The sequence below is a fragment of the Shewanella sp. SM32 genome, from assembly GCF_025654235.1.
In the GTDB taxonomy this organism is placed as follows: domain Bacteria; phylum Pseudomonadota; class Gammaproteobacteria; order Enterobacterales; family Shewanellaceae; genus Shewanella; species Shewanella oncorhynchi.
This window is the reverse complement of record NZ_JAKKRO010000003.1, coordinates 134522-158862: the sequence shown is the minus strand read 5'-3', so window position 1 is coordinate 158862 and position 24341 is coordinate 134522. Positions and strand designations below refer to the sequence as shown.

General features: G+C 46.4%; 21 protein-coding genes. 9 read left to right on the top strand and 12 right to left on the bottom strand.

What is annotated here, in order from left to right:
* Nucleotides 1–88 precede the first annotated feature (88 nt).
* From L5M10_RS02310 to L5M10_RS02295, 4 genes are all read right to left on the bottom strand, one after another.
* Entirely contained in the window at nt 89–250 is a 162-nt protein-coding gene (locus tag L5M10_RS02310; protein ID WP_006080915.1) for a hypothetical protein, read from the bottom strand.
* A gap of 288 nt (nt 251–538) precedes the next feature.
* A complete protein-coding gene (locus L5M10_RS02305) occupies nt 539–1930 on the bottom strand; it encodes an RsmB/NOP family class I SAM-dependent RNA methyltransferase (protein ID WP_263254780.1) in 1392 nt (463 codons plus the stop codon).
* Nucleotides 1931–2168: 238 nt separating this feature from the next.
* Entirely contained in the window at nt 2169–2837 is a 669-nt protein-coding gene (locus tag L5M10_RS02300) for a glutathione S-transferase family protein (protein WP_014610189.1), read from the bottom strand.
* A 78-nt stretch (nt 2838–2915) separates the two neighbouring features.
* On the bottom strand, nt 2916–3542 hold the full coding sequence (locus L5M10_RS02295; protein WP_263206383.1) for a glutathione S-transferase family protein: 627 nt from the start codon (nt 3540–3542) through the stop codon (nt 2916–2918).
* A 195-nt stretch (nt 3543–3737) separates the two neighbouring features.
* On the opposite strand from L5M10_RS02295, the gene L5M10_RS02290 reads away from it, so the two are divergent.
* Nucleotides 3738–4334, top strand: a complete 597-nt coding sequence (locus tag L5M10_RS02290) for a TetR/AcrR family transcriptional regulator (RefSeq protein ID WP_219234247.1) — start codon at nt 3738–3740, stop codon at nt 4332–4334.
* A gap of 95 nt (nt 4335–4429) precedes the next feature.
* On the opposite strand, the gene L5M10_RS02285 is transcribed toward L5M10_RS02290, so the two are convergent.
* Entirely contained in the window at nt 4430–5143 is a 714-nt protein-coding gene (locus tag L5M10_RS02285; RefSeq protein ID WP_263191334.1) for a DUF2461 domain-containing protein, read from the bottom strand.
* Between the two features lie 335 nt (nt 5144–5478).
* On the opposite strand from L5M10_RS02285, the gene L5M10_RS02280 reads away from it, so the two are divergent.
* Together L5M10_RS02280 and L5M10_RS02275 are read left to right on the top strand one after the other, a co-directional pair.
* Nucleotides 5479–7698 carry a TonB-dependent receptor gene (locus tag L5M10_RS02280; protein WP_263191336.1) on the top strand — a complete coding sequence of 740 codons (2220 nt, stop codon included), beginning with the start codon at nt 5479–5481 and terminating at the stop codon, nt 7696–7698.
* A gap of 134 nt (nt 7699–7832) precedes the next feature.
* Entirely contained in the window at nt 7833–8396 is a 564-nt protein-coding gene (locus tag L5M10_RS02275; protein ID WP_263206382.1) for a PhnA domain-containing protein, read from the top strand.
* A 99-nt stretch (nt 8397–8495) separates the two neighbouring features.
* Here the strand turns inward: L5M10_RS02275 and L5M10_RS02270 are convergent, their stop codons facing one another.
* Nucleotides 8496–9701, bottom strand: a complete 1206-nt coding sequence (locus tag L5M10_RS02270) for an MFS transporter (RefSeq protein ID WP_263206381.1) — start codon at nt 9699–9701, stop codon at nt 8496–8498.
* A 230-nt stretch (nt 9702–9931) separates the two neighbouring features.
* Between L5M10_RS02270 and L5M10_RS02265 the strand changes: the two genes are divergently transcribed.
* Together L5M10_RS02265 and L5M10_RS02260 are read left to right on the top strand one after the other, a co-directional pair.
* Nucleotides 9932–10510: a MarR family winged helix-turn-helix transcriptional regulator gene (locus L5M10_RS02265; protein ID WP_263206380.1), complete on the top strand. Its 579-nt coding sequence runs from the start codon at nt 9932–9934 to the stop codon at nt 10508–10510.
* Between the two features lie 125 nt (nt 10511–10635).
* Nucleotides 10636–11649 (top strand): succinylglutamate desuccinylase/aspartoacylase family protein, encoded by a 1014-nt coding sequence (locus L5M10_RS02260; RefSeq protein WP_028760658.1) that lies wholly within the window; start codon nt 10636–10638, stop codon nt 11647–11649.
* A 19-nt stretch (nt 11650–11668) separates the two neighbouring features.
* Here the strand turns inward: L5M10_RS02260 and L5M10_RS02255 are convergent, their stop codons facing one another.
* A complete protein-coding gene (locus L5M10_RS02255) occupies nt 11669–13696 on the bottom strand; it encodes a methyl-accepting chemotaxis protein (RefSeq protein WP_263254779.1) in 2028 nt (675 codons plus the stop codon).
* Between the two features lie 207 nt (nt 13697–13903).
* Here L5M10_RS02255 and L5M10_RS02250 point away from each other — a divergent pair, with 207 nt between their 5' ends.
* The 3 genes from L5M10_RS02250 (at nt 13904) to L5M10_RS02240 (ending at nt 15814) form a co-directional block, all read left to right on the top strand.
* Entirely contained in the window at nt 13904–14530 is a 627-nt protein-coding gene (locus L5M10_RS02250; RefSeq protein ID WP_263180932.1) for a fumarylacetoacetate hydrolase family protein, read from the top strand.
* Between the two features lie 23 nt (nt 14531–14553).
* Nucleotides 14554–15165 (top strand): Crp/Fnr family transcriptional regulator, encoded by a 612-nt coding sequence (locus tag L5M10_RS02245; protein WP_263199387.1) that lies wholly within the window; start codon nt 14554–14556, stop codon nt 15163–15165.
* A gap of 139 nt (nt 15166–15304) precedes the next feature.
* Nucleotides 15305–15814 carry a YgjV family protein gene (locus tag L5M10_RS02240; RefSeq protein WP_263254778.1) on the top strand — a complete coding sequence of 170 codons (510 nt, stop codon included), beginning with the start codon at nt 15305–15307 and terminating at the stop codon, nt 15812–15814.
* Nucleotides 15815–15944: 130 nt separating this feature from the next.
* Here L5M10_RS02240 and L5M10_RS02235 read toward each other — a convergent pair whose 3' ends face one another.
* The 4 genes from L5M10_RS02235 to L5M10_RS02220 all read right to left on the bottom strand — a co-directional run bounded on the left by L5M10_RS02235 (nt 15945) and on the right by L5M10_RS02220 (nt 21328).
* A complete protein-coding gene (locus L5M10_RS02235; protein WP_006080930.1) occupies nt 15945–16187 on the bottom strand; it encodes a hypothetical protein in 243 nt (80 codons plus the stop codon).
* A gap of 194 nt (nt 16188–16381) precedes the next feature.
* The gene (locus tag L5M10_RS02230; protein WP_263254777.1) at nt 16382–19123 is read right to left on the bottom strand and encodes a family 20 glycosylhydrolase; all 2742 of its coding nucleotides are present in this window, start codon (nt 19121–19123) and stop codon (nt 16382–16384) included.
* 43 nt (nt 19124–19166) lie between these two features.
* On the bottom strand, nt 19167–20039 hold the full coding sequence (locus L5M10_RS02225; RefSeq protein WP_263222002.1) for an ROK family protein: 873 nt from the start codon (nt 20037–20039) through the stop codon (nt 19167–19169).
* Complete coding sequence (locus L5M10_RS02220) at nt 20036–21328, bottom strand: MFS transporter (protein WP_173245919.1); 1293 nt, start codon at nt 21326–21328, stop codon at nt 20036–20038. The genes L5M10_RS02225 and L5M10_RS02220 overlap by 4 nt, the downstream gene beginning before the upstream one ends.
* Before the next feature lie 517 nt (nt 21329–21845).
* Between L5M10_RS02220 and L5M10_RS02215 the strand changes: the two genes are divergently transcribed.
* On the top strand, nt 21846–22820 hold the full coding sequence (locus tag L5M10_RS02215; RefSeq protein ID WP_263191345.1) for an AraC family transcriptional regulator: 975 nt from the start codon (nt 21846–21848) through the stop codon (nt 22818–22820).
* Nucleotides 22821–22829: 9 nt separating this feature from the next.
* Here L5M10_RS02215 and L5M10_RS02210 read toward each other — a convergent pair whose 3' ends face one another.
* On the bottom strand, nt 22830–24341 hold the full coding sequence (locus L5M10_RS02210; RefSeq protein ID WP_263254776.1) for a tryptophan halogenase family protein: 1512 nt from the start codon (nt 24339–24341) through the stop codon (nt 22830–22832).

The window sequence follows — 24341 nt, the reverse complement described above, 5'->3', positions numbered from 1 at the left end:
GGATATTATCCAACTTGCTCAGATTTGGCAGGCTTAGCGCTGAACGAATTCGTTAAACAAACCCGTGGGCTAGGGTACTTAGATTCAGTTACTTCGATTTATTTTGGTAGAAATCCACCTCTGTATTATCGTCCGAGTAACGTCGCTTAGTATCCCTGCGGCGCTGTTTCACGCGTTTATTCTTTTGCTTACCTTTGACGTTATCGCCCCATGGCGCATCATCGTCGTCAAATTCATAGGAGTGTGACATGGTCAAAATTCCAAAAATACCTGTGCCATTCGCAGCACCCGATCTTTTTACCCAAAGGTGAGATGAAGCTAAAGCGAAATATTTCATCACTGATGGTGAAAAGTTTTGTCCAAAGGCTATATCTTGCCACTGAAATGGCCGTATCTGAGATTTTAATGGGGGATGCGTGGGTTATCTTTATGATAATTAAAGGATAAGTTTGATTATCATCGGAAATTATATTATATGATTGAAACTGGCGCCCAGAATGAAAGGAGCCAAGTTTTGATACAAAATAATGAGTTAGTGTTACTTGCTGCGCAGCATACGCGCGACAAACATACCATCACTATTCGCTTCAAAGGGCCATACGGTCAACATTTCTGTTTGTTCACCCGTAAAAGGATGGCGTATCGGCGTGAGCGTGAACTCTGGATGTTGCTGTAAAAACGCTGTCACTACATCTTGGTTCTCGAGCGGCGACAGGGAACACGTGGCGTAAACGAGGATGCCGCCCGCTTTAACTGCGCTGCTACTGCGGCTTAAAATATCGAGCTGTAACGCGGCTTTATCGGCCACGGCTTCAACACCATCCAACCAACGCATGTCGGGATTACGTCGCCAAGTGCCAGTACAACTGCACGGGGCATCGACTAACACACCGTCGAAATGATCCGCAGATACCGGCAGGGCATCGCTCTTCCAACGGGCAACGCTAATACCGTTAAAGTGAGCTCTTTGGGCGCGTTTAGTGAGTTCTTCTAGGGCATTGGAGCGAATATCTGACGATATAATGCTGCCCGTAGAGGGTGTTTGGTTATCAGCAGCTTTAGCTAACATCAAAGAGCGCAGTTGCAGGGTTTTACCGCCAGCACCACTGCAAGCATCCCACCAATGGGCATCGGGTTCAGGCGCGCAAATTTGACCAATAACCTGTGAAGCCAAATCTTGGATCTCGATGTTACCGTCTTTATACAGGGCTATTTCATTAAGATTCATACTCTTATTGCCAAGGTTAATCGCATCGTTAAAGTAATGACCATAACTAGCATCGATACCTATCGCTTGCAGCTGCGCCGCCGCATCTTGGCTAGTGATCCCTTGCGCGCGTCCCCAAATCGGTGGGCGACTAGACATAGCATTAATTAATTGCGTTTGCTGCGCCGTATCTACAGGGCACACTTGCCAGAACCAGTCGGGTAATAAATCCTGTGGTTTAAACTCAGTCGCGGGAAATAAATGCTGCATTAGCGTGAGTTTGTCGTCGAGACTTTCAACGGCAAGTGCTTGAGCTTGCTGATAATCGATGGGCGATTGCGATAACTCATGCCAAGCGTTGGCGATATCTTGCCAAGCATGGGCTTCCAATAGGGCACTGGCGCTTAGGCTGGCAAAATAAACGGCAGATTCTTGCTGATCGCCTAATCGCTGAAACCACCCCCACCAGCGGAACAGACTAAATAAGGATTCACGAATGACTTTACGGTCCTTCGAGCCGTGTTTTTTATGTTCTCTAAAGTAGTTGGCCAGAATACGGTCGGCGGGCATTTTACTGCTTTGAATTTCATCGAATAATTGCTTAATTGTACTGGCGTAACTGAGTGCACGTTTTTGCGTAGGAGTGTTCGCCTGAACATTTAAAGCTGATGATGTGACTGAGTTAGATGCCATACCGGAAGAGAAGCTGCTTGGATTACCCATAAATTTAGCCTGAATTATGCTCTCTGTGGCTGCGCCTTATGTAGGAGGCATAACTGTAACAGAGGGGAAAAATAAGTGGCGCAGAGTGTAGCAGTTTTGCCCGATAACAGGCAGAAAAAAAGCCCCAAAGTCGCATCAACTTGCGGGGCTTTTTGTGGTTGAGTCACTGAGACTTATAGTGCATTCAGTACCAAAGGGTTATTTGCAGACTATCACTCAATTACCGCTTGGAAGGTGATTATTTCGTCACCATCTTTTGGATTTGCTTAGCCCGTTCTTCATCACTCATTTCCACCGGTGGTGGCGTGACTATGCCTTTTTGGCACGCGGGTCTGAGTGCTAACTCATCTAACCAACGTTGCAAATGTGTCAGACCTTCCATATTGATGCCGCTCCACTCGTGGATCCGCACCCAAGGCCAAGTTGCGATGTCGGCAATCGTGTATTCGTCACCAGCAAGGTATTGATTTGTAGCTAGTTGAGTATTCATAACCTCGAATAAACGTCGACCTTCTTTTTGATACCTGTCAATGGCTGCGGGGATTTTTTCAGGGAAGTACCTAAAGAATACGTTGGCTTGTCCCATCATGGGGCCGACGCCGCTCATTTGGAACATTAACCATTGGATCACCTGTGAGCGCTTTTTCGGGTCGGCTGGCAGGAATTTACCTGTTTTTTCGGCGAGATACAGCAGAATCGCACCCGATTCGAATACCACAAAATCCTCGTTATCGCGGTCGATAATGGCGGGAATGCGACCATTGGGATTGATGGCGATAAACTCTGGCTGTTTTTGCTCACTGGTGCTGAAATCTAATTTATGGACGCGATATTCAAGTCCCATTTCTTCCAGTGCGATGGAAATTTTAAAACCGTTAGGGGTCGCGGCTGTGTATAAATCTATCATGATGATTCCTTTAGGTTATAACGCTTATAGCTACTCACTTTAGTGCCCATGAATATTCATCATCAGGCATTAGCGCCGCTATTTTTTAGGGGTTAACGATACTATGGCAGGACGCTGCGCCATAGTGTTGAACCAAGCCTTGAGATGCGGCAAGTTATCAGTCACTTCGATGTCTAAATTTTTAATAAAACTGATAAAAACGTAAGCCGAAATATCGGCAATACTGAATGCATCGCCTGCCACAAAGGGTGACTTGCTCAATTGTTGGTCTAAGGTTGGTAGGAAGTCAATGCCCCTTTGGCGTGATTCTGCGCCCCAAGACTCGACACAATTTTCCCTGTCTTTATAGACACCGCTTAAATTACGAAAGGCTTGAAACCCGACCATTAATCCTTGTAACTCTATGATGCGTTGCCACATTTCTACTTTGGCGCGCTCAAGCGGTGTATTACCAAACAGTGAACGCTTACTCGGGTGGATTTCGTCTAAATAGCGGCAAATGGCAACAGATTCACACAGGTAGCTGCCATCATCGAGTTCGAGCAGTGGAATGCGGCCATTTACACTTTTGGCTTTAAACTCGGCGCTTAAATTTTCTCCTCCACGGATATCGACGTTCACTCTTGGCACTTCTATGCCTTTTTCCGCAAGAAAAATACTGACGCGGCGTGCGCTGGGAGTCGGAGCTAATTCGTAGAGTTTCATCTAAAGTCCTGTAGTTTTATCAGTGCTTTATGCTCGATTCGGGCACATAAGGCTTTTTCTGAACGTTCGGTTAGGTTAGAATTTACGCTATATCTAAACGAACAGTCAAGAATGATTTACCCCTCAACTTTCTGTAGTAAAGAGGAATGGTGAAGCTGATCGTGAACGCGTATTCAAGAGATTAGGTCGCAGGCTATGGCACGGAGTTGTAATTTTGATCGGCAAGAAAAACTCATATTGGCGATGGAGCTTTTTTGGCAAAAGGGCTTTGCCGAAACCTCGATTTCCGATCTCGTCGGCCATTTAGGCATTAATCGATTTAGTCTCTATAACAGTTTCGGCGACAAGCAGAATCTTTACCGCGAGTGCCTCCGTTTTTACCTTGATCATTACTCTTTTGGCGCTTCAGATACTTTGCTGCATGAAAAAGCGGGCTTGGCTGAAATAGAAGCTTATTTAGCGCGCTTTGTTGCTTTGCAGCGGGAGCAAAAGTACGGCTGTTTTATGCAAAATGCCGTGCTCGAAAAGAGCCTTAACGATGAAAGTGTGCTGCAGGAATGTCAGCGATTATTTTGTCGATTACAGACCTCATTCACCCAAGTGTTACAAGTTTGCCAAGCGCGTGGAGAGCTATTAGCCCATGTGCAACCACATCAAGTTGCTGCTTTTTTAGTGCTGCAATTACAAGGGATTAGAGTGTTAGGCAAGGCGGGCGAATATGAGTTGTTAGACAATGCATTTGTTGTATTGCAAGACTATTTACGTAGTTTGAGTGCTAATCAGACGGCATAACTGCAAATGACATAGTTTGATTGGCCTAGGTTTTTGCCTAGGCCATGATTTTTTAGAAATCTATTTTTTAAAAGTTTATTTTTAAAAGTCTATTTCTAAAAGTCCAAGTCTAGCGCAAAACACAGATAGGCCATCAGTTGAGTGCTGTATGCAAACTGCTCGGCACAAAAACTGGCTGTATCTGGGCGGCAGAGTTCCTCAAAGGCGATATTTTTAACTGCGATAAAATCTTTTCGTTTTAGCTCTGCCAGCATAGGGTGGTTTTTATCAAATCCCTTTGGTGGTCTAGTTAAGCTGTCGCCATCCATATTAAATCCATGACCTTGTAAGGTCTGTAGCGCCTTTTTATAGCCGTTAGGGTTCTCATCAATACAAGTGCGAATGGCATTTAAGGCTTTTGATTCTGGGTGCCAAATCCCTGCTGCAATAAAACAGCCATCTTCGGCAATATGTAGATACAGTCCCGGGGCATGTACGTCTTTACCTTGAAAATGCCGAAATTGAATGCCGACATTGGTTTTATAGGGCGTTTTATCTTTGCTAAAACGGCTGTCTCGCTGGGGACGCATCAAGCTGCCGCCGACTTTTTTTGGTACGGCAGTGAGCCTAGGCGAGAGGGCGAGGATACTGGGCTGCATTTGCTCGATAAACTGCAGTGCAGGCGTTCGCACTGTTTCTTCGTATTCCGCCTGATGGGCTTTAAACCAGTCGCGGGAGTTGTTTTGTGCCAGTTGATTTAAAAATTGCAGGCTCGCCGCGCTGAACGTTGCACCAGTCGCGATGGGGATTTTAGTTGTTAGAGTGGCCATTATCAGGGAACCTTATTAATGCAGATAAACCGAGCACAAGCAGTATTAATGCCGATTGAGGAGCAAGGTGAGTTGCTGACATATCCTTCCGTATCGCCTGCCCGTTCTTCTCACGATAGTTAAAACACGATAGTTAAGACTGTCAAGTTGGGTGCCAATACTGCCATCCTTCGGCAAGATCTTCACTTAAATTTTTGCATTGTGCCGCTTCTACCTTGTTTTCAATAAGTCGGTTATTTACACGTAAAGCTAAGTGAGAACTATTCTTATCTTGTTCGTTAGTGCCTATAATGCCGCCCTATTTTTAGATTGGTTTGTTAATAGGATGACGTTGAATGGGTTGCCTGCCTAAATGTGATAAGTGGAAAGCGAATAGAAATCTGTCGCTTATGGGATTATGTATATTGCCCTCAATGCCGTTGTACGCCGCTGAGGTATTGGGCGAGCCTAAGGTTGAGCCGATTGAGATCCTGCAGGTTCATGGGCAGCAATATCGCAGGGCTATCACAGTCGCTAAACCCGGTGAAGCGATTATTTCCATGGATCAAATCGAGGAGATGCAGGCGACAACTTTCGCCGAAGTGATCGATGATATGGCGGGGGCGCATATCGATGGCGGTACCCGCAGCGGCGGTGAGCGGATTAATATTTGGGGCTTTGGCGAGACTGAAGATTTTAACGTTTATGTGGATAATGCTCCGGTGGGATTTGAGCAGTATCGCTACGGCTCATTTTTCCTCGATCCTGACCTCATCAAACGAGTGGAAGTGATCAAAGGCGCCCATGATGTGCGCTCGGGCAATGGCGGTTTTGGTGGTGCCATGTATGTGGTCACTAAATCGGCTGATGATTTTCTTAAATATGATCAATCCCTTGGCGCGCGAGTCAAAACCAGCTACGCCAGCAATAATGACGCTATGGGTTATACGGGGACAGTTTATGGCCGCGTGAATTCACATCTATCTGGCTTGCTGCATCTTACGCGTCGCGATGCGGGGGATGTCACTTTAGCCAATGGTGAAGAGTTTGAATATTCAGGTTATGAGCAAAATAACTACCTAGGTAAGATGGATTACGCGCAGGGCGATCACCAATTAGCCTTGAGCGTGACCCATTATCTTGATGAGGGCCGCAAACCTTGGGCTAACCGCCGTGGCCCTATGCCTGCAATTTCGGACTACAACATTAAAAAGTACGGTTCCTACGAGCAGGCTCTGTATGCCACAACCGCCTACAACACCTATGAAGACAACACTTGGTCGGCAAATTATCGCTATTCGCCGAGTAATCCCCTGATCGATACCCAAGTGGTGATTTCCCATTCGGCGAATGCACGCCACTGGGTAAGACCCGATATCGCGTGGGAGAAAATGACGGTTTCCGTAGGCAACTTCGGTCACGAATCTTGGCTAGACTATAAACGTGACTACATTGATATTAACAACTTGAGCTTGATTGGTGACCATGAGATCACCACAGGATTACAGTACCGTAGTCTCGACCGCACTTCGCTCGTGTTTAACAAAAGTTATGAAACAAATCCCGAGAAAAACTTTGGCTGGTACACACCTTACTACCAACCTGAAGGCCGTCAAGATACCTATGCTGCCTATATTCGCGATGCAATTCATCTTACTAATGACTTAACTGTGACTCCCTCGCTGCGATATGACTTTATCTACAGCATAGGTCGACCAAATATTGCACCAGATTACAATGATATTGCTGCGGGCCATGACTATAGCTCAACCCATCATTCGGGGTTCTCACCCAGATTAGGCATAGATTATCAACTGACAAATCACGCTCGGTTAAACTTTGATTACGCTTATAGCTTGCAAGCCCCTGTGGTGGATGAGATTTATGCCGTGCAATACGCTAAAGCCAGCATTACCGGCACGAGTCGCGACATTGATGTCGAACGCTTACATGCCTTCAAATTAGGCCTAATGACGCAGCATCAGCATGTACTTGCCAATGAGGATGCTTTGTCGACGCAAATCACCCTGTTTGCCAATTTAGGTCGTGATGATATTGCCCAGCGCCGCGGAGCTAAGTCTGATAAAACCCAGTTAATTCAAAGTGGTTATACAAATCTTGATGGTTACCATATTTACGGTGCCGATTTTGAAGCCCAATATCGCTATCAAGATGTGTTCAGTGATCTTGCGGTTTCATGGCTGCAAGGACAGCACAATGGGTCACTCAGAGATAGCCAAGATGACGATGAATATTTAGCTAACATAGCCCCGCTCGATATTCGTCTGCGTTTAGGCATGTATATCACAGATGACATTTCTATCGCTTGGCAGGGCGCTTGGTATGATGCGCAAACCAATGTTCCCCACGGTGATATCTTTAATGCCGAGTCGCCAAGCGAAAATTACTTCCTACAGAATGTGTATCTCGCCTATGAACCTCAAGCCATCTTAAAGGGATTAAGTGTGCGTTTGATGGTAAAAAATCTTACGGATCTGCAAGTGGTGCCGTTTCTCTCCGATGGGATCCCCGCAGCTGGGCGTGATGTTCGTTTGAGTTTAGCCTATGAATTTTAAAGACTAATCACTAAGGCTGTGTGGACTAGGCATATATAGCTCATAAAAAATAGGGTTATATTGCCTCAGCCCCCTGCCGAAAAATGCCAGTTTATGGCATAATCCGCGTTTTACTAGGCATATAGAACAGAAAAATGACTGAAAATGAATTGCTAAGTCGCTGTGGCGGCAAGTGTGAACTGTGTGGCAGCGAGCTTGAACTCTCTATTTATGATCTGCCAGCCTCCGATGGCCGTGACAATGAGATCATGATTTGTGAAACCTGCAGTGGCCAAATTGCGGCACCGGATACCATGGACATGAACCACTGGCGTTGTCTGAATGACAGCATGTGGAGTCCTGTACCGGCAGTTCAAGTGATGTCATATCGTATGCTTAAGCGCTTAAATGGCGAAAGCTGGGCGCAAGATTTACTGGATATGCTTTATCTTGAAGACGATGTAAAAGCGTGGGGTGATGCCGAAGTGGCCGCAGCAGGTGACGATGCGACGCCAACGTTAGACAGTAATGGTGCCGTGCTCAACGCTGGCGATACTGTCGTTATCATCAAAGACTTAAACGTGAAAGGCACTAGCTTTGTGGCTAAGCGCGGCACAGCTGTGCGTAATATTGCTTTGACCAACAACCCAGAGCATATCGAAGGCCGTGTTAACGGCACTCGTATTGTGATTCTGACGTGCTTCGTTAAAAAGTCTTAAGTTGAACCTAGTGTGGGCTCGATTTATCGAGCCGCACACTATAAAAAACCGCCATGCTCGTTAATCGACATGGCGGTTTTTTTATTTTGAATGAGAGAGTTAAGATACGCAGCGGGTGACTTGATATTGGCGTGCATAACCCTGCGGATTAAATTGCCAAGATAATATCCACGCCATCAGACTTAAGCCCCCGAGCAACAACCATGCACTGTTAAAGCTATTGAAATTATCGCGGATCAATCCAGCAATCCAAGGCGAAATGGCGGCAATGGTATAACCCACACCTTGTACAAAGGCGGTTAATTTACCCGCTAACATCGGATTTTGTTGATGATCCATAGTCACAATTAATCCGAGTGGAAAAATCCCGCCTATGCCTAATCCCGCCAGTCCCGCCCATAAAAATAGCGACACTTGAGGGGCGAGTGCGAGTCCCATAAAGCCGATGAGTTGCAGTAAGCACAGTAGGGCAATAATAGCGCGTCTGTCCGTTGACTTGCTGGCAAGCCAAGGAAACACTAAGCCCGCGATCACTTCCATACTGGTTAAGAAACCTAACACTAATCCCGATTGTGTTTGGCTATAACCTAACTCGACCGCGTAGGGGGCTAACCATGCAAGTACGCAGACATAACAACTTGTACCTAATGCAAAAAATATCGCCAATAGCCAACTGCGACGAAAACGCCAAAAGTTAAGCTGCAAAGCTTGCTCTTTTGCTTGGCTCGGTAGTGCAGCTTTATGTTTAATCAGGAGCCACAGCACGAGTGCGAATATGCCTAGCCAAGTCCAATGACCTAGACCCGCGCGCCAACCTAAGTTCATCCCGATAAAAGGCGCACTGCTCGCCGCTAATGCGGCGCCGCCCATAATGGCGGTGACGTAAAGTCCCATCATTAAGGGCACCCGTTCACCGAAATTAAGCTTAATCATGGCGGGCATTATGGTTTGAATGAGGGCGATTGCGACCCCTGCCAGTAATGCCGAGCAGATAAGCCAATTGGCATCTATCGCCCAGAAGCGCATTGCAGTAGCGGCGATAAGCAGTAGCAATGATCCTGTCATTACGGTATTGAATCCTAAGCGTTTGGCGACACTAAAGCCTGCAAAACAACCCAGTCCCATGGCGAGCACGGGCAGCAATGTCAGCATAGACGCTAAGGTAAAACTTAAACTGATATCCTTTTGTATGCTGGGCAGTAAAGGCCCAACGGAGGCGAGAATGGGCCGTAGATTTAGACCAATAAGGATGAACGCGAGTCCGAGCAGCAATAAATTCACTTTCTCTGTCAGGGGGGATCGCATGGACTGTCTCCAAAAATAAGCTGAGTTTGATTTGCTGAAAAAGTGATTTGTAGCAGCATTTAGCATACTCATGATGATTTCCTTTCAACAACAGTAGGTTGAAACCACATCACTACAATTCAAAAAGAATCTCTTTCGGATGTATCTTGATATAAAGATATTTTAATTCTGCGAGAAAATGACTAAGATGTAAAGGATGATGTAAAGAATCTTTATATTGAGATAAACCTATGACAGCTAAAATGACGCTAACTAATGCCAGTCCTGCGGATACTAACGCGAGTTCTACGGATAAAAAGAAAGTGGATTCGAATACTAAAGAAGATGGCCTCGATAGAATTGTTGAACAGTGGCAACAGCAAGGGGTGACTGAGGATTTGATCCCTATGGCTGTGCTCGGGCGAATCGCTCGTTTAACGAAATATATCGAAGTGGTACTGCTGCAATGCCACGCCGAATTTGGCTTAGGTCAGGGGGAGTTCGATGTGCTCGCGACGTTAAGGCGCTCGGGAGAGCCGTTCACACTCTCGCCTTCGCAACTTTATCAGAGCATGATGCTAAGTTCTGGCGCTATGACCAGTCGTTTAGACAGACTCGAAAATAAGGGGCTGATTGAGCGGGAGCACAGTAAGGAAGATCGCCGCGCTGTCCATGTCTCGTTAACTGCTGAGGGTAAGTCGCGCATTGATAAGGCATTACCTCAGCATATTCAATGTCAAAGTGCGTTGTTCGCGGGCGTGAGTGCTGAAGATAGGCCTGTGTTACTGCAGATTTTAAAATCTTGGCTGAACCAATTTGAGCCGCAATAATTCGTTTAAAATCCCACTTTAGTCTTTAAAGTAGGCTGATATGTAATAGCGGATCATTTTGGCAAAAATGCGGTAAACATGAGCCAACCGCGCGGGATAACATTTGATAGAACAAGGGAGTTGCCATGGTAAAAAGACGTGAAGCATTTGAATTAGCGGGAAAACGAGTCACAGCCGGAACGCAATTAGGGATCAAGCTGCCAGCCGCTAAGTTGTATACCGATACGCAACTCGATATTCATGTGGAAGTGTTTCACGGAGCCAAACCTGGCCCGACTTTACTGGTTTGTGCCGCCATTCATGGGGATGAACTCAATGGTATCGAAATTTGTCGGCGTTTATTAGCCAGAGTAAATCCCAAGAATCTGACGGGCACGTTAATTGTGGTGCCAATAGTGAATGTGTTTGGTTTTATTCAGCAATCCCGTTATTTACCCGATCGTCGTGATTTAAATCGTTGCTTTCCTGGTTCTAGCAAAGGGGCCCTCGCAAGCCGTTTAGCTAATCTGTTTGCCACTCAGTTATTAGTTCATGCAACCCATGTGATTGATTTACATACTGGGGCCGTCCATAGGGATAATTTGCCGCAAATTCGCTGTGATACTAATGATGAGACTATGCTCGCCATGGCGAATGCCTTTGGTGCACCGCTTATTATGCATTCTAAAGCGCGCAGTGTTTCTATGCGAGGTTATGCTAATCAACAGGGCATTCCTTGCATTTTATATGAGGCTGGAGAGGCGTTACGTTTTAGCGAGTTGTCGATAAAATCTGGCCTCAAAGGTGTGCTCAATGTGATGCGCAGTTTAGATATGCTTAAAGGGCGAGTGAGTAACAAAGGCGCGAGTGTCAGTGCTATTCGCAGTTATTGGGTGCGCAGTGAATCCGATGGTTTAGTGAATATGAAGCTTAAACTTGGCCAGCGGGTGACTAAGGGTTATATCATTGCCCATATCGTCAGCCCCCACGGCGGTGACAGTGTGGCCATTCGCGCGCCAACCGACGGTATTATCATAGGAATAAGTAATATCCCTGTGACTAACGAAGGTGAGGGCATGTTTCATATCGCCCAGTTCGAAGGTGACGAGATTGAAATTGCCAACGAACAGCTCGATGAATTCCTGATGGAATATGCCTAGATTCTAGGTCCCATCACCTCTACAGTTTAAACCGCTCCACTGAGCTGGTGAGTGAATGGGCAAGCAGAGTGACTTCGTTGCTGCGTTTGGCCATGTCCATAGCTTCATTGGCATTTTGGTCTGCAGATTGTGCCGCCTCACTCATGCTCGACTCAATCCGCTGGCTGTAATCTAACTGCTCGTGGGCGGCGTGGGTGATCTCTAGACTCATTTTATTGAGGGTATGTAAGGTGCTTTCTATGTGAGCGATAGCATCCTGCAGGGTTTGGCTTTGTCCGACACACTCATTTGCTTGATTTTGCCCCGTAGTAATTGCATCGGCTGCCGTGGACGTTTCTTTTTGCAGGGCCGTGATCATGGTTTGAATTTCGGCGGTAGCGGCTTGGGTGCGTGAGGCAAGTGATCGCACTTCATCGGCCACTACGGCAAAACCACGACCATGTTCCCCCGCTCTGGCGGCTTCAATGGCGGCGTTCAGTGCCAGCAAATTGGTTTGTTCGGCAATGCTGCTGATGGTGGTTAAAATGCTGCCAATATTATCGCTTTGAATGCTCAAGCGAGACATGACTTCAACTGAGCTACTTAAACGGGCGCTCAGTTCGGCAATTTTATTGCGATTATCATCGGCAATTTGCTTCACTTGATTACCGTATTTCGAGGCTTGACTGATTTGTCTCGCCGACTCACTGGCCTGTTCTGTCACTAGATTTGAGCTAGTAAACATCTGTTCTGCCAAGGCTTTAGTTTCATCGACTCGACTGATTTGCGCCGTTGCGGCATTGGCGATGCGCTGGCCTTGCTCATTGGTTGGCGTGGCAGAGCTGTCCAATGAATGGGCATTTTGGCTGATATTGGTTAACAGCTTGGCAAGATCGTCACTCAAGGTATTCATGTTATCGATTAGGGCACCAAATTCATCGTTATGGCGTTTACGAATGCGTTTAGATAAATCCCCTCGGGCGATACTGGCGAGTGCGCCGTTCACTAAGGCCAAGGGATTGAGCATGGCCTTGGAGGTGAAGAAGGAGATAAAACTCACCATGATGATAAATACCAGTGCTAGTACAATCGCTAAGGTTTGACCCTGTTGAATATCATTACTGGCGATGGTTTGCAGGCTGGTAAATCGGCGGTCGGCTAAGTTGATTAACTTATCTAAGGCGAGATTATTCGCATTAAACTCTTTATCGGCATCGAGGTAATGTTGCTCTGCTTGTCGTTGTGCCTCAACTACGGCTTCCTGCACTTTATAAAGTTCGGCAGGCGCTGCGAGTAAGGTATTGATAATCGCATATTCTTGCTCGAATATTTGCAGTAATCCTAAGGTATCAAGCCCATCAGTTTGTTGTTTTAAAAAGGTAAAGTTAGTGGTGAGATTTCCCAGTAAAATACCGACATCCTGTTGGTGCGATTGAATAACATCCAAACTTTGAGTGTGGATCAGTTCCCCCATAGTGTTGGCTAGCGTATAGAGCATGTCGTCAATGCGAGTACCTGTGCCGACAATTTCTTCGAGTAAAGTGGGATTATCGGGGATGGAAAGAGTTTCGAGATCAATCATCGCATTACTGGCGTTGGTCTTGGCATGGTTAAAGCGCTCAAAGAGTTGCAGGTACTGCCGTTTTGCTTGTTCATTGGCGAGTTTAGCGCTAAACATGGCTTGGCTTTGCTGCAAATAGGCTTGGTATCTTGCCTGCGCTTCGTTCAGGGATGTTTGCATCTTAGGTTGATCTGCAACTCGCTCAATTAACTCATTTTCGATACTTTGATATTTCTTCTGCAGCGCGGTAAATGCTTGCTGACTTTTGGTTAAGGCGGCAGTGTCTTGCTGACTATGGGCTAGGGTGGCAAGGCGTGACATTTTTAATAGCACTAGTTGTAAGCTATTACTCTGCTTTTGCACGGGTACAGCTAAGGTTTCAATATTTTGATAGGCGGTTTGTACTTGGGAGAGTGAATAGTAGAAAAAGCTACTACCAGCGATGAGTAGCGCGCCAATTGCACTAAAGCTAAAGATGATTTTTTGTTTTATGGTAAGCGTTAACATAGTGCGAAAACCTCTTCTATGACTGTCCCTGTAAAATGGGTTTATTAATGGTTAGATCGCTGTTTTCGTTGAAATATTGATTTAAGTGTAGCAGAGTTCGTCATAAGTACAGTGATTAGTTCAATTGAACGTTTAGATTTAATTTAGGTTAACTAATTGGTTTTATTATTTAAAATAATCTCAACCCTATCTTGAAAAGGATTAAAGATGAAATCAGTCATGTTAGGTGAAAACCTTATCGTACCGACAAAAATTCTCTGCATTGGGCGTAACTATGTTGAGCATATCCATGAATTAGGTAACGAAATCCCCGAGGATATGGTGGTATTTTTAAAGCCCAACTCGGCCATTTCGACTGTGCTTCATTCTGAGCATCAAGGGGAAACCTTGCATTATGAAACCGAGCTGTGTTTTATGTTTCAAAATGGCCGTTTCAGTAGCGTCGCCGTCGGTTTAGATCTCACAAAACGTGATTTGCAAACTAAGTTAAAAGCTAAGGGATTGCCTTGGGAGCGAGCAAAAGCCTTTGATGGTGCAGCGTTATTCAGTCCGTTTGTGGCGATTGATGATGCAGAGGCACAGCTGCATTTCACCTTGAGTATCAATGACAAGCTAGTCCAAGAGGGGCATATCGATTTAATGATTTACAAACCTCAGACCATATTGTCCGAGCTACAGGCATTTATCAGTCTCGATGAGGGCGATATTGTAATGACAGGCACGCCTAAGGGCGTGGGAAGCATTCCCGCTAAAAGTGTATTTAACGTCACGCTGAGCCGTGGCCTGCAAGCGACTGCTGCACCCTTACTCGAATGGCAGTGGTTAAGTGTTTAGTGATAAATCGCTGAGTTGCTCGCATGATTGAACCTGATGACGTAAAAAAGACTGCTGTATTGCAAGTGTCAACTTGCCAGCCACTGCAACAATATTTGATTGCGTTAGGGGCGAGTCAAGCTGCTGTTGAACGTTACTTACCACAGTTTAAAGCGTTGAACGTGCCGGCGGGAGAGGTGCTTCTTGGCCAAGGAGATGAGCAGTCACAGGCATATTTTGTTGTGGATGGTATCGTGCGCGCTTGCCATTATACTCAGGAGGGCACAGAGCGCTGTAAGGAGTTTTATTTCGAGGGTGAACTGTGTTTTTTGTATGTCAGTTGGCTTAAGCAAATTCCCGCTCGTTACCAATTAGAGGCTTTAAGCGCCTGTAAACTTATCCAAATGCCCTTGTCCGTGTTGGATGATACTTCGCTGCAGTCAGTGCAACTTGGGTTACTTAAACAGCAATTATTGTATAAAGAACAAAAGGAAGCCTTTTTACTGCTGCACACACCTGAGCAACGTTATCTGTATTTACGCGAACATTCACCACTTTGGCTTGAGCGGTTAAGCCAAGGTCAGCTAGCTAATTATATTGGCATTACGGCAATCAGTTTGTCGCGTATGCGCCGACGACTTCAAGACTCTCTTTAACGGTTTTTGCTCCCAGTTAACTTAAGTTAATGCGCTAAAGCGCGATTCCCATGATGCTGCGCCTTAAGTTGCGCTCTCAAGTCTATAAGGCTTTCAATCAGAGTGCGCATTATTGCTTAAAGCGAAGGAGCTTATTAAGTTGACTGCGTTTACTTTGTCTCAAATTTTGGTGGCGATAGCCATTATCTTCGATCTGATTTCGTTTCAATTTAAAGCGCGGGAGCGGATAGTCGCCTGCCTTTTTGTGTCTGGCATCTTGATTTCAATTCATTTTTGTTTGCTGGAGCAATGGACTGCCGCAGGCTTAATGGGCATAGCCACAGTGCGTTATCTCACCAGTATTTTTACCACCTCAAAAGTAGCCCTATGGTGTTTCTCTATTGCTGCACTTGTGATGAGCATTGTGACCTTTAATGGGGTAACGACTGTGATCAGTTGTATAGGCACCTTGTTTCAAACCCGCGCCGCATTCTGTCAAAGGGATAAAGATCTCAGACTGCTTATGATAGTCGGAACCAGTTTTTGGCTCGTTCACAATGCCTTAGTGGGATCGCCTGTGGCAGTGTTAATGGAGCTACTCTTTATTGGCAGTAATTTGGTGGGCTATTATCGACACTATTTTCGTGGGCAGCTTAAGCAATTACCGTGATCAGTTTAAATAATCTCATTGATAATTAGAGAGATATTTATTTTATAACGGCTAATCACAGGGGACTGTTGTAATCGTCGCTTGGCCGTCGATGTGAAGCTAATGCCAGTGTGGGTTGGCTCTGGAATTATTAGAGTCCCGCGACGGCTTCCATATCGAGTTCAATATCTGTGCAGCCTTTAGCACAGTAAATTCCTGCGGCTTGTTCGGCTTTTGCCTGCTCTGGCAATATCACTTTAAGTGTCTGTTTACAGCTAGGACATTGCACTGGCTTACCTTTAAATACCCGTTTAATGAGATTTTTCTGTTCATTAAACGAGGTCGCTGTGGTTTGGTTTAACACGGCAAAGGGGCTAGTAGAAGCAGTTGTCATCGGTTGGCGGATCCTTAGGCTTGATAAAGTATTATCACGAGAGTGTCATCGCGAATAGCGAGATTATAGCCTGAGTTGCGCTGTTATTGAAAAGCCTCAATGTAAGCTCATGCTTAACCCATCGACCAGTGGTATTAATAGTCAATTAACGCATCGGCCATCACATACGATGGCCGACATTGTGCGAGAAACGACTAGAGGGTGTTTTGCCAAGTCGATGGGCGAGAGTAACGCGCGCCATCTTTGACTCTGGCGCGGATGTGTTTGACATCATTAAGCTTGAACGCTTGGCGGTAGCTTAGCCAAGGTCCTGAGTCGAGTTGGTATTCCAACTCGGCATTGGGATATAAGCTATTGAGCACTAACTGCTGATGTTCAACACGTATTCCAGGCGGTGCTATGCGGTAGAAAACTCCTGCTTTTGCTAACTTAGGTTGCACTTTATTGGCGTAAACCGCAGCGAAAACTTGCCAATCCTGTTTGAGGACTTGCTCGGCTTGGCCATTGAATTGGCGGGCAAAATGTTGAGTTTGCTGACTATAGATTTTACCTTGATAATCATAGGCTAATTCCCATGGTGCCTTATGCCATGCCCGTTCGGCGAGGGCGACCATGCGCGGGAATAACATGTATTCTGCTTGCTCGTCCGATTGCACCATTTCGCTCCAAAGGTGCCCCTGTAAGCCGTAAAACCTGTGTCCCGGTTTGAGCTGGCTGTGGCTATCGTCCGACACAAATGGCTGATTTAAGCTATTGTGCCAGCGCTCGGCATGTACAGGCAGATTATCGGGCATAAAGCTAAACACCTTAAAACTGTCTATTGCCCTCGAGGCCCAATGATTGCCGCGCTCATCTGGATGGCTAGCGTAGGGGAAATCGAAATAGGTGACTTCTGGCGTTGAGATAACGACCTTCCAGCCAAGATTTGCTTGCTTATGGGCGATTTGATGGCCGTTGTTTGAAATCTGCGACCAAGCGTTAGATTGCACTTGGGCTGGCATGTTTTCGGGGCGCACTTCACCCATGCCATCATTCCAACCAGCGGCAATAATCCCTTTCTCCGCCAGCATGTTAGCAACGCGCTCAATAAAGTAACCATTGAGCGAATGCAGTCCGGCTAACTCATCGGCTTTTTGTTGCTTCATTGCGATACATGCAGGGGATTCTACCCAAGCGCCCGCAGTTTCATCGGCGCCTATGTGGTAATGCACTAAAGGAATGCCTACGGCTTGGTGCATTTTTTTGACTTCATCAATCACAGTATCGATAAAGTGATAGGTGCTCGGCAGACACACATTGAGTGTGTTGTCGTGGTAATACTGAATCGACGAATATTGGGTTTTATCTGCAAATTCAGTCAGTAAAAACTCCTCCGCCTTAGCTTTGTCTCCCTTGGCGAGGTAATGGTGATAACGCGCCTCCATGGATTTTATTGCGGCGCGTGAATGCCCCGGCATGTCCAGTGAAGGGATCACTTCGATATGGTGAGCATCAGCCAGTTGTAATATTGCTTGGTATTGCGCCACGGTTAAGTAGCCATCGACGGGGTTTACGTCCGCTATGCCACTGCCCAGTTGTGGCAATAAACAGGTTTGCTCGGTTAAATCGAAACAGCGTTTTGCACCCACATCGGTCAGTTCAGGTAAGCCGGGGATGGCTAAACGCCAGCCTTCATCGTCGGCTAAGTGCAAGTGCAGCTTATTGATTTTATAGGCGGCGAGCTGTGGGATAATGCGTTTAATAAAATCGAGCGAGTGAAAGTTACGGGCTAAATCGATATGTAGGCCGCGAAAGGCGTAGCGAGGCTGGTCTTGAATATCGATGGCGACCAGTTGATCGTCACTTAAACTGATCAACCCAGCTAGGCTCTGTAGGCCATAGAAGAGTCCCGCCTCAGTGCTCGCTCGAATACTGATTTGCTCAGTCGTTATGGTTAACCGATAGGCTTCGCTGCTTTTAATTTCACTATCATGGGCTTCAGTGCTGGCGACCTTAGGTGCTTGAGTATCGAGTTGCAATAATAGCGGCGTGCCTTTGTCCTTGGCCGAAAAGCCTAAAGAATCGAGGTAATTAAATGCCGCCTGCCGTCCCTTAAAATCGACAGTTGCAGCCGTGAGTCGATAACCTTTAGCAAGGGATAAAGGCGCCGAGTTTAGGCTTTGGCTATGAAGTGGCGTGGGGATGAGTTTGCCGCTAATGTCAGGTGCTTTGTCTGCGGCTAAGGCTTGATATTGCTCTGCTAAATACTGGCCATCGGCAAAGGGGGTTGCATCGTTTTTTGCCAGTAAGAATTGTTTCTCGGCATTAAAAAGCGCGAGGTAGTCTTGCTCGGCTAAACCTGTTTCTTTATCGCGCCTTGTTTGAGTGCTCTTTATGACCTGCGCCTTATCGCCCATAGCGACAAAGAAGTTTGGCATAAACTCGGAACGGGTGATTTGGCTGCCTTTGCTGTAAAACTCAATGCGATAAACTTGATTGGCGACGAAGCCCTTAAAGCTGGCTTTAGGAGTGATTTTATGTAAATCACCATTGATATGCTCAATGCTAAAGTCACCCGCATCGACGAAATAAACGGGGGATAATTGGCTGAAATAAATTTGCCAGTCGCCGTGATTTAACTCTTCGCTGGATAACTTGTCGTTCGATAGCTGAGTGGGCAAGGTCAGCTCAATGGCGGAGCGATAGCATTGGGCTTCTTTAGCGGGACAGGTTTCAAGATAACTAGCGGTTAGCTGATAATTTAATTGGAGCTTATCGGCCAATTGATTCAGCGCGACATGATTTGCCTCCTGCACAGCATTGGCGGCCTGTACTGATGGCATCGCAAGTATTGAAAGCACCGACGCCACGGGAAGCACTGCCATGACGCCGCTGACTAAGGCCGTCTTAATCCCCTGCCACTTAATCATCCCTCTTTGTTTTATTAGTCCTTTCACTTAGCTGAGTCCTTTTGTTGTAAAAACCACTGCGCCGCGTCGATCAATTGCTGGAGCATTGTGATGTTGGTTGAACTTGTTTGATTTTCTGTTGTTGTAAAAACCACTGCGCGGCACCTATGAGGGCTGCATTGTGATGTTGGCTGGCTGAAATCGTCAAGTCTGTCAGTTGCGGGCCATACACTAAGCTTTGCAATTTCTGTTTAAGCGCTTCAATAAAAAAGGGAAAGCTTTGGCTGACTGAGCCGCCAAGGATGATATCTTTGGGATCGTATACCAGTAAGGTTTGGGCGATCATGTGCGCCAAGTGTTCGCCAAAATGGGCGAAGGCTTGTAGCGCTTGGCTGTCACCTTCACAGGCTTTTTGGTACAAATGCTCGCCACTCATGTGATGATGAGTGGTGAAGTATTGCCCCGAGCAGTAGTGCTCAATAATGCCATCACGATAACTCAAACTACCTATTTCACCTGCGGCGCAATGTTTACCCGAATACAGCTGACCATTAAAAATCACCCCAGCGCCTACGCCAGTGCCTAAGGTAATCCCGAGCATGTCTTGATTGTGATTGAGTACAGCTTCGCCGAGGGCAAAGAGGTTAGCGTCATTATTCACAACAACATCCATTTCAAAGGTATTTTGCAGTTGCTGGGCTAACCGCGTTGCCGTTAGTGCTGGGATGTTGAGCACTTCGAGTAAAGTGCCGCTGTGCATATCCACCATACCGGGCACCCCGATGGAAACTCCATTGGTTTCAGGCGTGAGGTGGCTGTGGATACAGGTCACGAGGAAATCGAATAACTGTTCGAAATTGCCATCGGCGGGAACAGGATACCGCCAAGTGTCGAGTAAGGTTTTACCTTCCACCTGTGCCAACATCAGTTTAGTTCCCCCAAGATCTAAACATAGGACGCTCATAATAGCTTGTTGCCTCTCGTGTTGTTTGTTGCCATCGGCTCGTCATTCTTTGAGGCCGCTTTTGTTGAAAATAATGTGGTGTTTTTAATTAAGGGACGAGCCGTTAGGGCGACATAGCCTATGTATGCCATAGGAATTAACAGCACTAACATCCCGAGCCGTAATTCGCCGGACAGCTCACTGATAACACCAATGATCGGCGAGATAAACGCGCCGCCGATAATGCCGGTACAGAGAATGCCGGCGAATGATCCATGATCTTGAGTGCGCGAATTAAGCGCCAGCGAGAAGATCACCGACCACATGATAGAAATGAAAAAGCCAACCAATGGGAAACAAATTAATGTTAGTTGGCTCGGCCCCCAAATCGCCACCAGAAAACAAACCAGTGAACTAAGGGAAAAACTGAGCAGCAAGATCTGACTGTCGATAAGTTTAAGTAGTAGCAAACCGAGTAGGCAGCCGAGCGTCATGTAAAACCAAAAATCGCTAACTACATTGGCGCCGACACTTAAGGTATCAAGACCATGATATTGCAGCAAAAAGACTGAGATACTGTTAGCAAGCCCTTGCTCAAGCGCAACGTAGGCGGCGATAGCGAAGAAGAATTTCAAAACGGTTTTATCTTTGAAAAGGCGTAAATGGGTCTCGAGGGCACCTGCCGACTCATCTGCCAGTTTATTCACTTTGGGCATCTTCACTAGGCTGGCAAAGAGCACCATGGCGAGCGCGACCACGGCGAATAACCAGTACATGGCGAGCCAACTCATGTTCTCTGGCAATAGCTGTTGCACATAGTTGGCTGATGCAACACTGGCTTGATCTAAGGCGACAAAATGCTGATACACCAGCGGCGCTAAGGTCGCGGCGCCGCCAAAGGCAAGTTGGGCCAGTACGGAGAAAAAGGCAAAATGCTCTGGCCCCGCAGCTTGTCGCAATAAGGGATTCACTGCTACCTGCAATAAACTCATGCCAGTGCCAATACAAAACAGGCTAAACATGGCGATGCTAAAGGTGGGCAGACACACAAAAGTCACGGCGCCGATAAACGCTAGGCTAAAGGCTAAGATGATCACCCGTTTTTCACCGTACTTGTCCACCAAAATTCCCGCAGGAATCGATGTCACTCCGTAGGCGATAAAAAACGCAAAGGGAAATAACCCCGCCAACGTCAGGCCGATAGCATAACTGTCAATTAACGCAGGGAAAATCGGCCCCATACTGTTGGTCATCAAGGAAATCACAAAGAAAGTACAGAGGACAAACAGAATGATGAGTTTGTGTTTCATGTGCTTAGCCAATTGAATGAAGTGAAATTCATTGTGGACTGACACTCGCTATGGCGGTGATACGAATGGTGCCTCTGTCGATACTTTTCTCACATATGCAAATCCTGTTCGCGCAGATTTGGCTGATTTACATCAGGTGCAGTTAATACGAGCTGTAGATACTGGCGATAGATACGAGTTGCAGATAGCTGCTGCGGATGAGCATAGATAAAGCTGTGTTTTAGTATCTGCTGATAAAGTGTTTACTTGTAAAATAGTTACCTTTAATTAACATTGGATAGAATAGTATTAGAGTAACGGAGTTGAGTATCACAGTAGGGCTGACTTGCTATAGACAATAGTGCGCGAGGCACAGCGATTTCGCCGAGCTGATAGGTCAAGGCTGGCATTTAAAAATAAGGTCTAAGTGATTGAATAATTTAACAGGATGGAATAACGGCTAGCTTGAGTGAGTGGCGTTGATGTGTAAGGGCTGATTGAAGCTAAGGTAAAGGAATGAGTAACTGGAGTTTAATGGATGAAACCTCTGTGTGAAAAAGTGATCCCCGATGAAAACAGCTCTTGGCGTTACTTTCGTTATGAATGGGACCACATGGATCTCAACTGGCATTATCACCCCGAGTACGAAATCTGCTTAACCCTCAACAGTTATGGCATGCGTTATGTGGGCGATCATATTGCCCGCTATGGCGATTATGATTTAGTGATCATCGGTCCAGACATGCCCCACGGCTGGCAATCCGAGGCTAACCTTGATGTTTTAACTAACGAGGTTTCAAAGAACGATTGTTTGAAAGGCGGCGCTTCAACTGCGGTCGGTTTGAAAGAGCCCGTTTTGATGGGCTCCGCTTCGAAAAGTCGAGTGAAGGAAGTTGTGTATGTGGCGCAAATTCCCGCAGCCTGGCTACACCAAATTGTGAATGAGCAGCGCGAGTTAGCATCCTTGCATTCGCTGTTGACCCATGCCAAACGGGGCGTGTTGTTTAGTGAGGAAACGGCGCGCAAGGCCCATAGCGTGTTTATCGCGATGGAGACGGCTAATCCCTTTAAACGCTATATATTGTTATTGGAATTATTAGCATTATTACAACAGGATAGTCAGCAAGAACTCTTGTCTAGTACCTTGTTCACTCACGGCAGTAAGCTCGACTTTACTGTGAAAAAGCTCGATAAAGTGATTGAGCATATTTATGACAATTACACTCAGGCCTTGTCGGCACAGGATTTGGCAAAGTTAGCGCACATGAGCACCAATCACTTCCATCGCTTCTTTAAAAAACGCACCGAGAAAACCTTAACTGAGTTTATCAATCAACTCAGGATCGCTAAGGCGTGCAAGTTATTACTCTCGAACCAGAGCCCGATTTCAACCATCAGCGATCAGTGTGGTTTCAATAATTTATCTAATTTCAATCGACGCTTTATTCAATTTAAAGGCGTTACGCCGAGTCGCTTTCGTCAGCGCTTTAGCAGTAAACAAAGGGCGATTTAACCCTTACTATCACGAATGCTTAGGCTGAAAATACTGCTCCACTAAGGTTTGGCAGTATCTTATTGCCTGGGCGGTGATGTCCGCTGAAATCGGCTCAAATGGGCGCTTCAGTTCGGGGTCGTGGTAATCCATTCCAGCTAACAGCGCATACCAAGAGGGGCGAAAGTAGGCGAGTTGCTGATCGTATTGGTAAAGCAGTAAATCAAAGTCTTCCCCTTGATACCAAGCTTGCAATAGTTGCGTCAGCCTTTGGGAAATGGCGACTTTTCTCGCTGCCACCCAATAAGGTTCGCTGCGCTGACTGGTGACATAATGGGCCTGAATGTAATCCTTTATGCCGAGCACTAACTGCATTACTGCTTGATTTAATGTTTGTCGACTTAAGGTTTCTGCCTGCTTATTTAATTGATAACGCTCGAATAATGACATAAATCTTTCAAGGGTGAATTGGGTCATCATGATCGACGTGGCTTCGAGCGGTTCGATAAAACTTTGCGCAAGTCCTATCGCCAGCACATTGTTGTGCCAAGCCTTGTCACTGACGCCGACCCGCAGCTTGAGAAACCGCACTTGGGTCGACTCGGGTAAATTTACACTGTGCAACAATTCCTTGGCCGCGGCATTGGCACTGAGGTGGCGACTGCTATAAACATAGCCATTGCCAAGCCTGTGGGTGAGGGGGATTTGCCATAGCCAGCCCGCACTGAGCGCCGTGGCGCGGGTATGGTACTTTGCCTGCTGCGTTTGAGTGGAGTCCATTAATGCAGGTACAGGTACAGGTACAGTGACGGCGCTGTCGTTGAGTAACTCATCGGCGAAGGATTGAAAGGGCACACCTAGGGCTTTATGAATTAACTTAGCGCTAAAGCCGCTGGCATCGATGAAAAAGTCGGCGCTCAGTCGTTCACCATTTGCTAGGATCAGCGTCTCAATCTGCTGGTGTTGGGTGGTTGACACCTCAACCACATCAGCAATGATCTGCCTTACGCCGCGCTTACAGGCATAATCTTTTAAGTAGTTGGCAAGTTCAGTCGCATCGAAGTGATAGCCGTATTCGTTGGTGCAGGGCAGTGCTTTATTCGGCCTTGGGCTGAGATTGTGTTTGGCCAACACACCGCTGGAGAAAAATGCATCGGGTTTAACGGCATTGCCATGCCCTCGGCGTCTTGCATTGGCGTTGATAAAGAAAACTTCAGCGGGTTTTACATCCATTTGAAAATAGAAGGGGTGGAAATATTGCTGCCCGTCACCATTCCAATTGATAAAGTCGATGCCGGTTTTATAGCTGGCGTGGCATCGTTCCATCCAATCTTTTTCGCTAATGCCTAAGTTGTCCATAAAGCGTTTTAGGTGTGGCGTAGAGCCTTCGCCAACGCCGATAGTGCCTATGTTGTCCGATTCCACTAAACAGAGTTCAATGGCGGCAAATACGGGGTTATTCGCGAGGGCGGCCGCTGCCATCCAGCCTGCGGTGCCGCCACCTAAGATAATGATTTTTCTGATTGCTTGTTTCACTTTCAT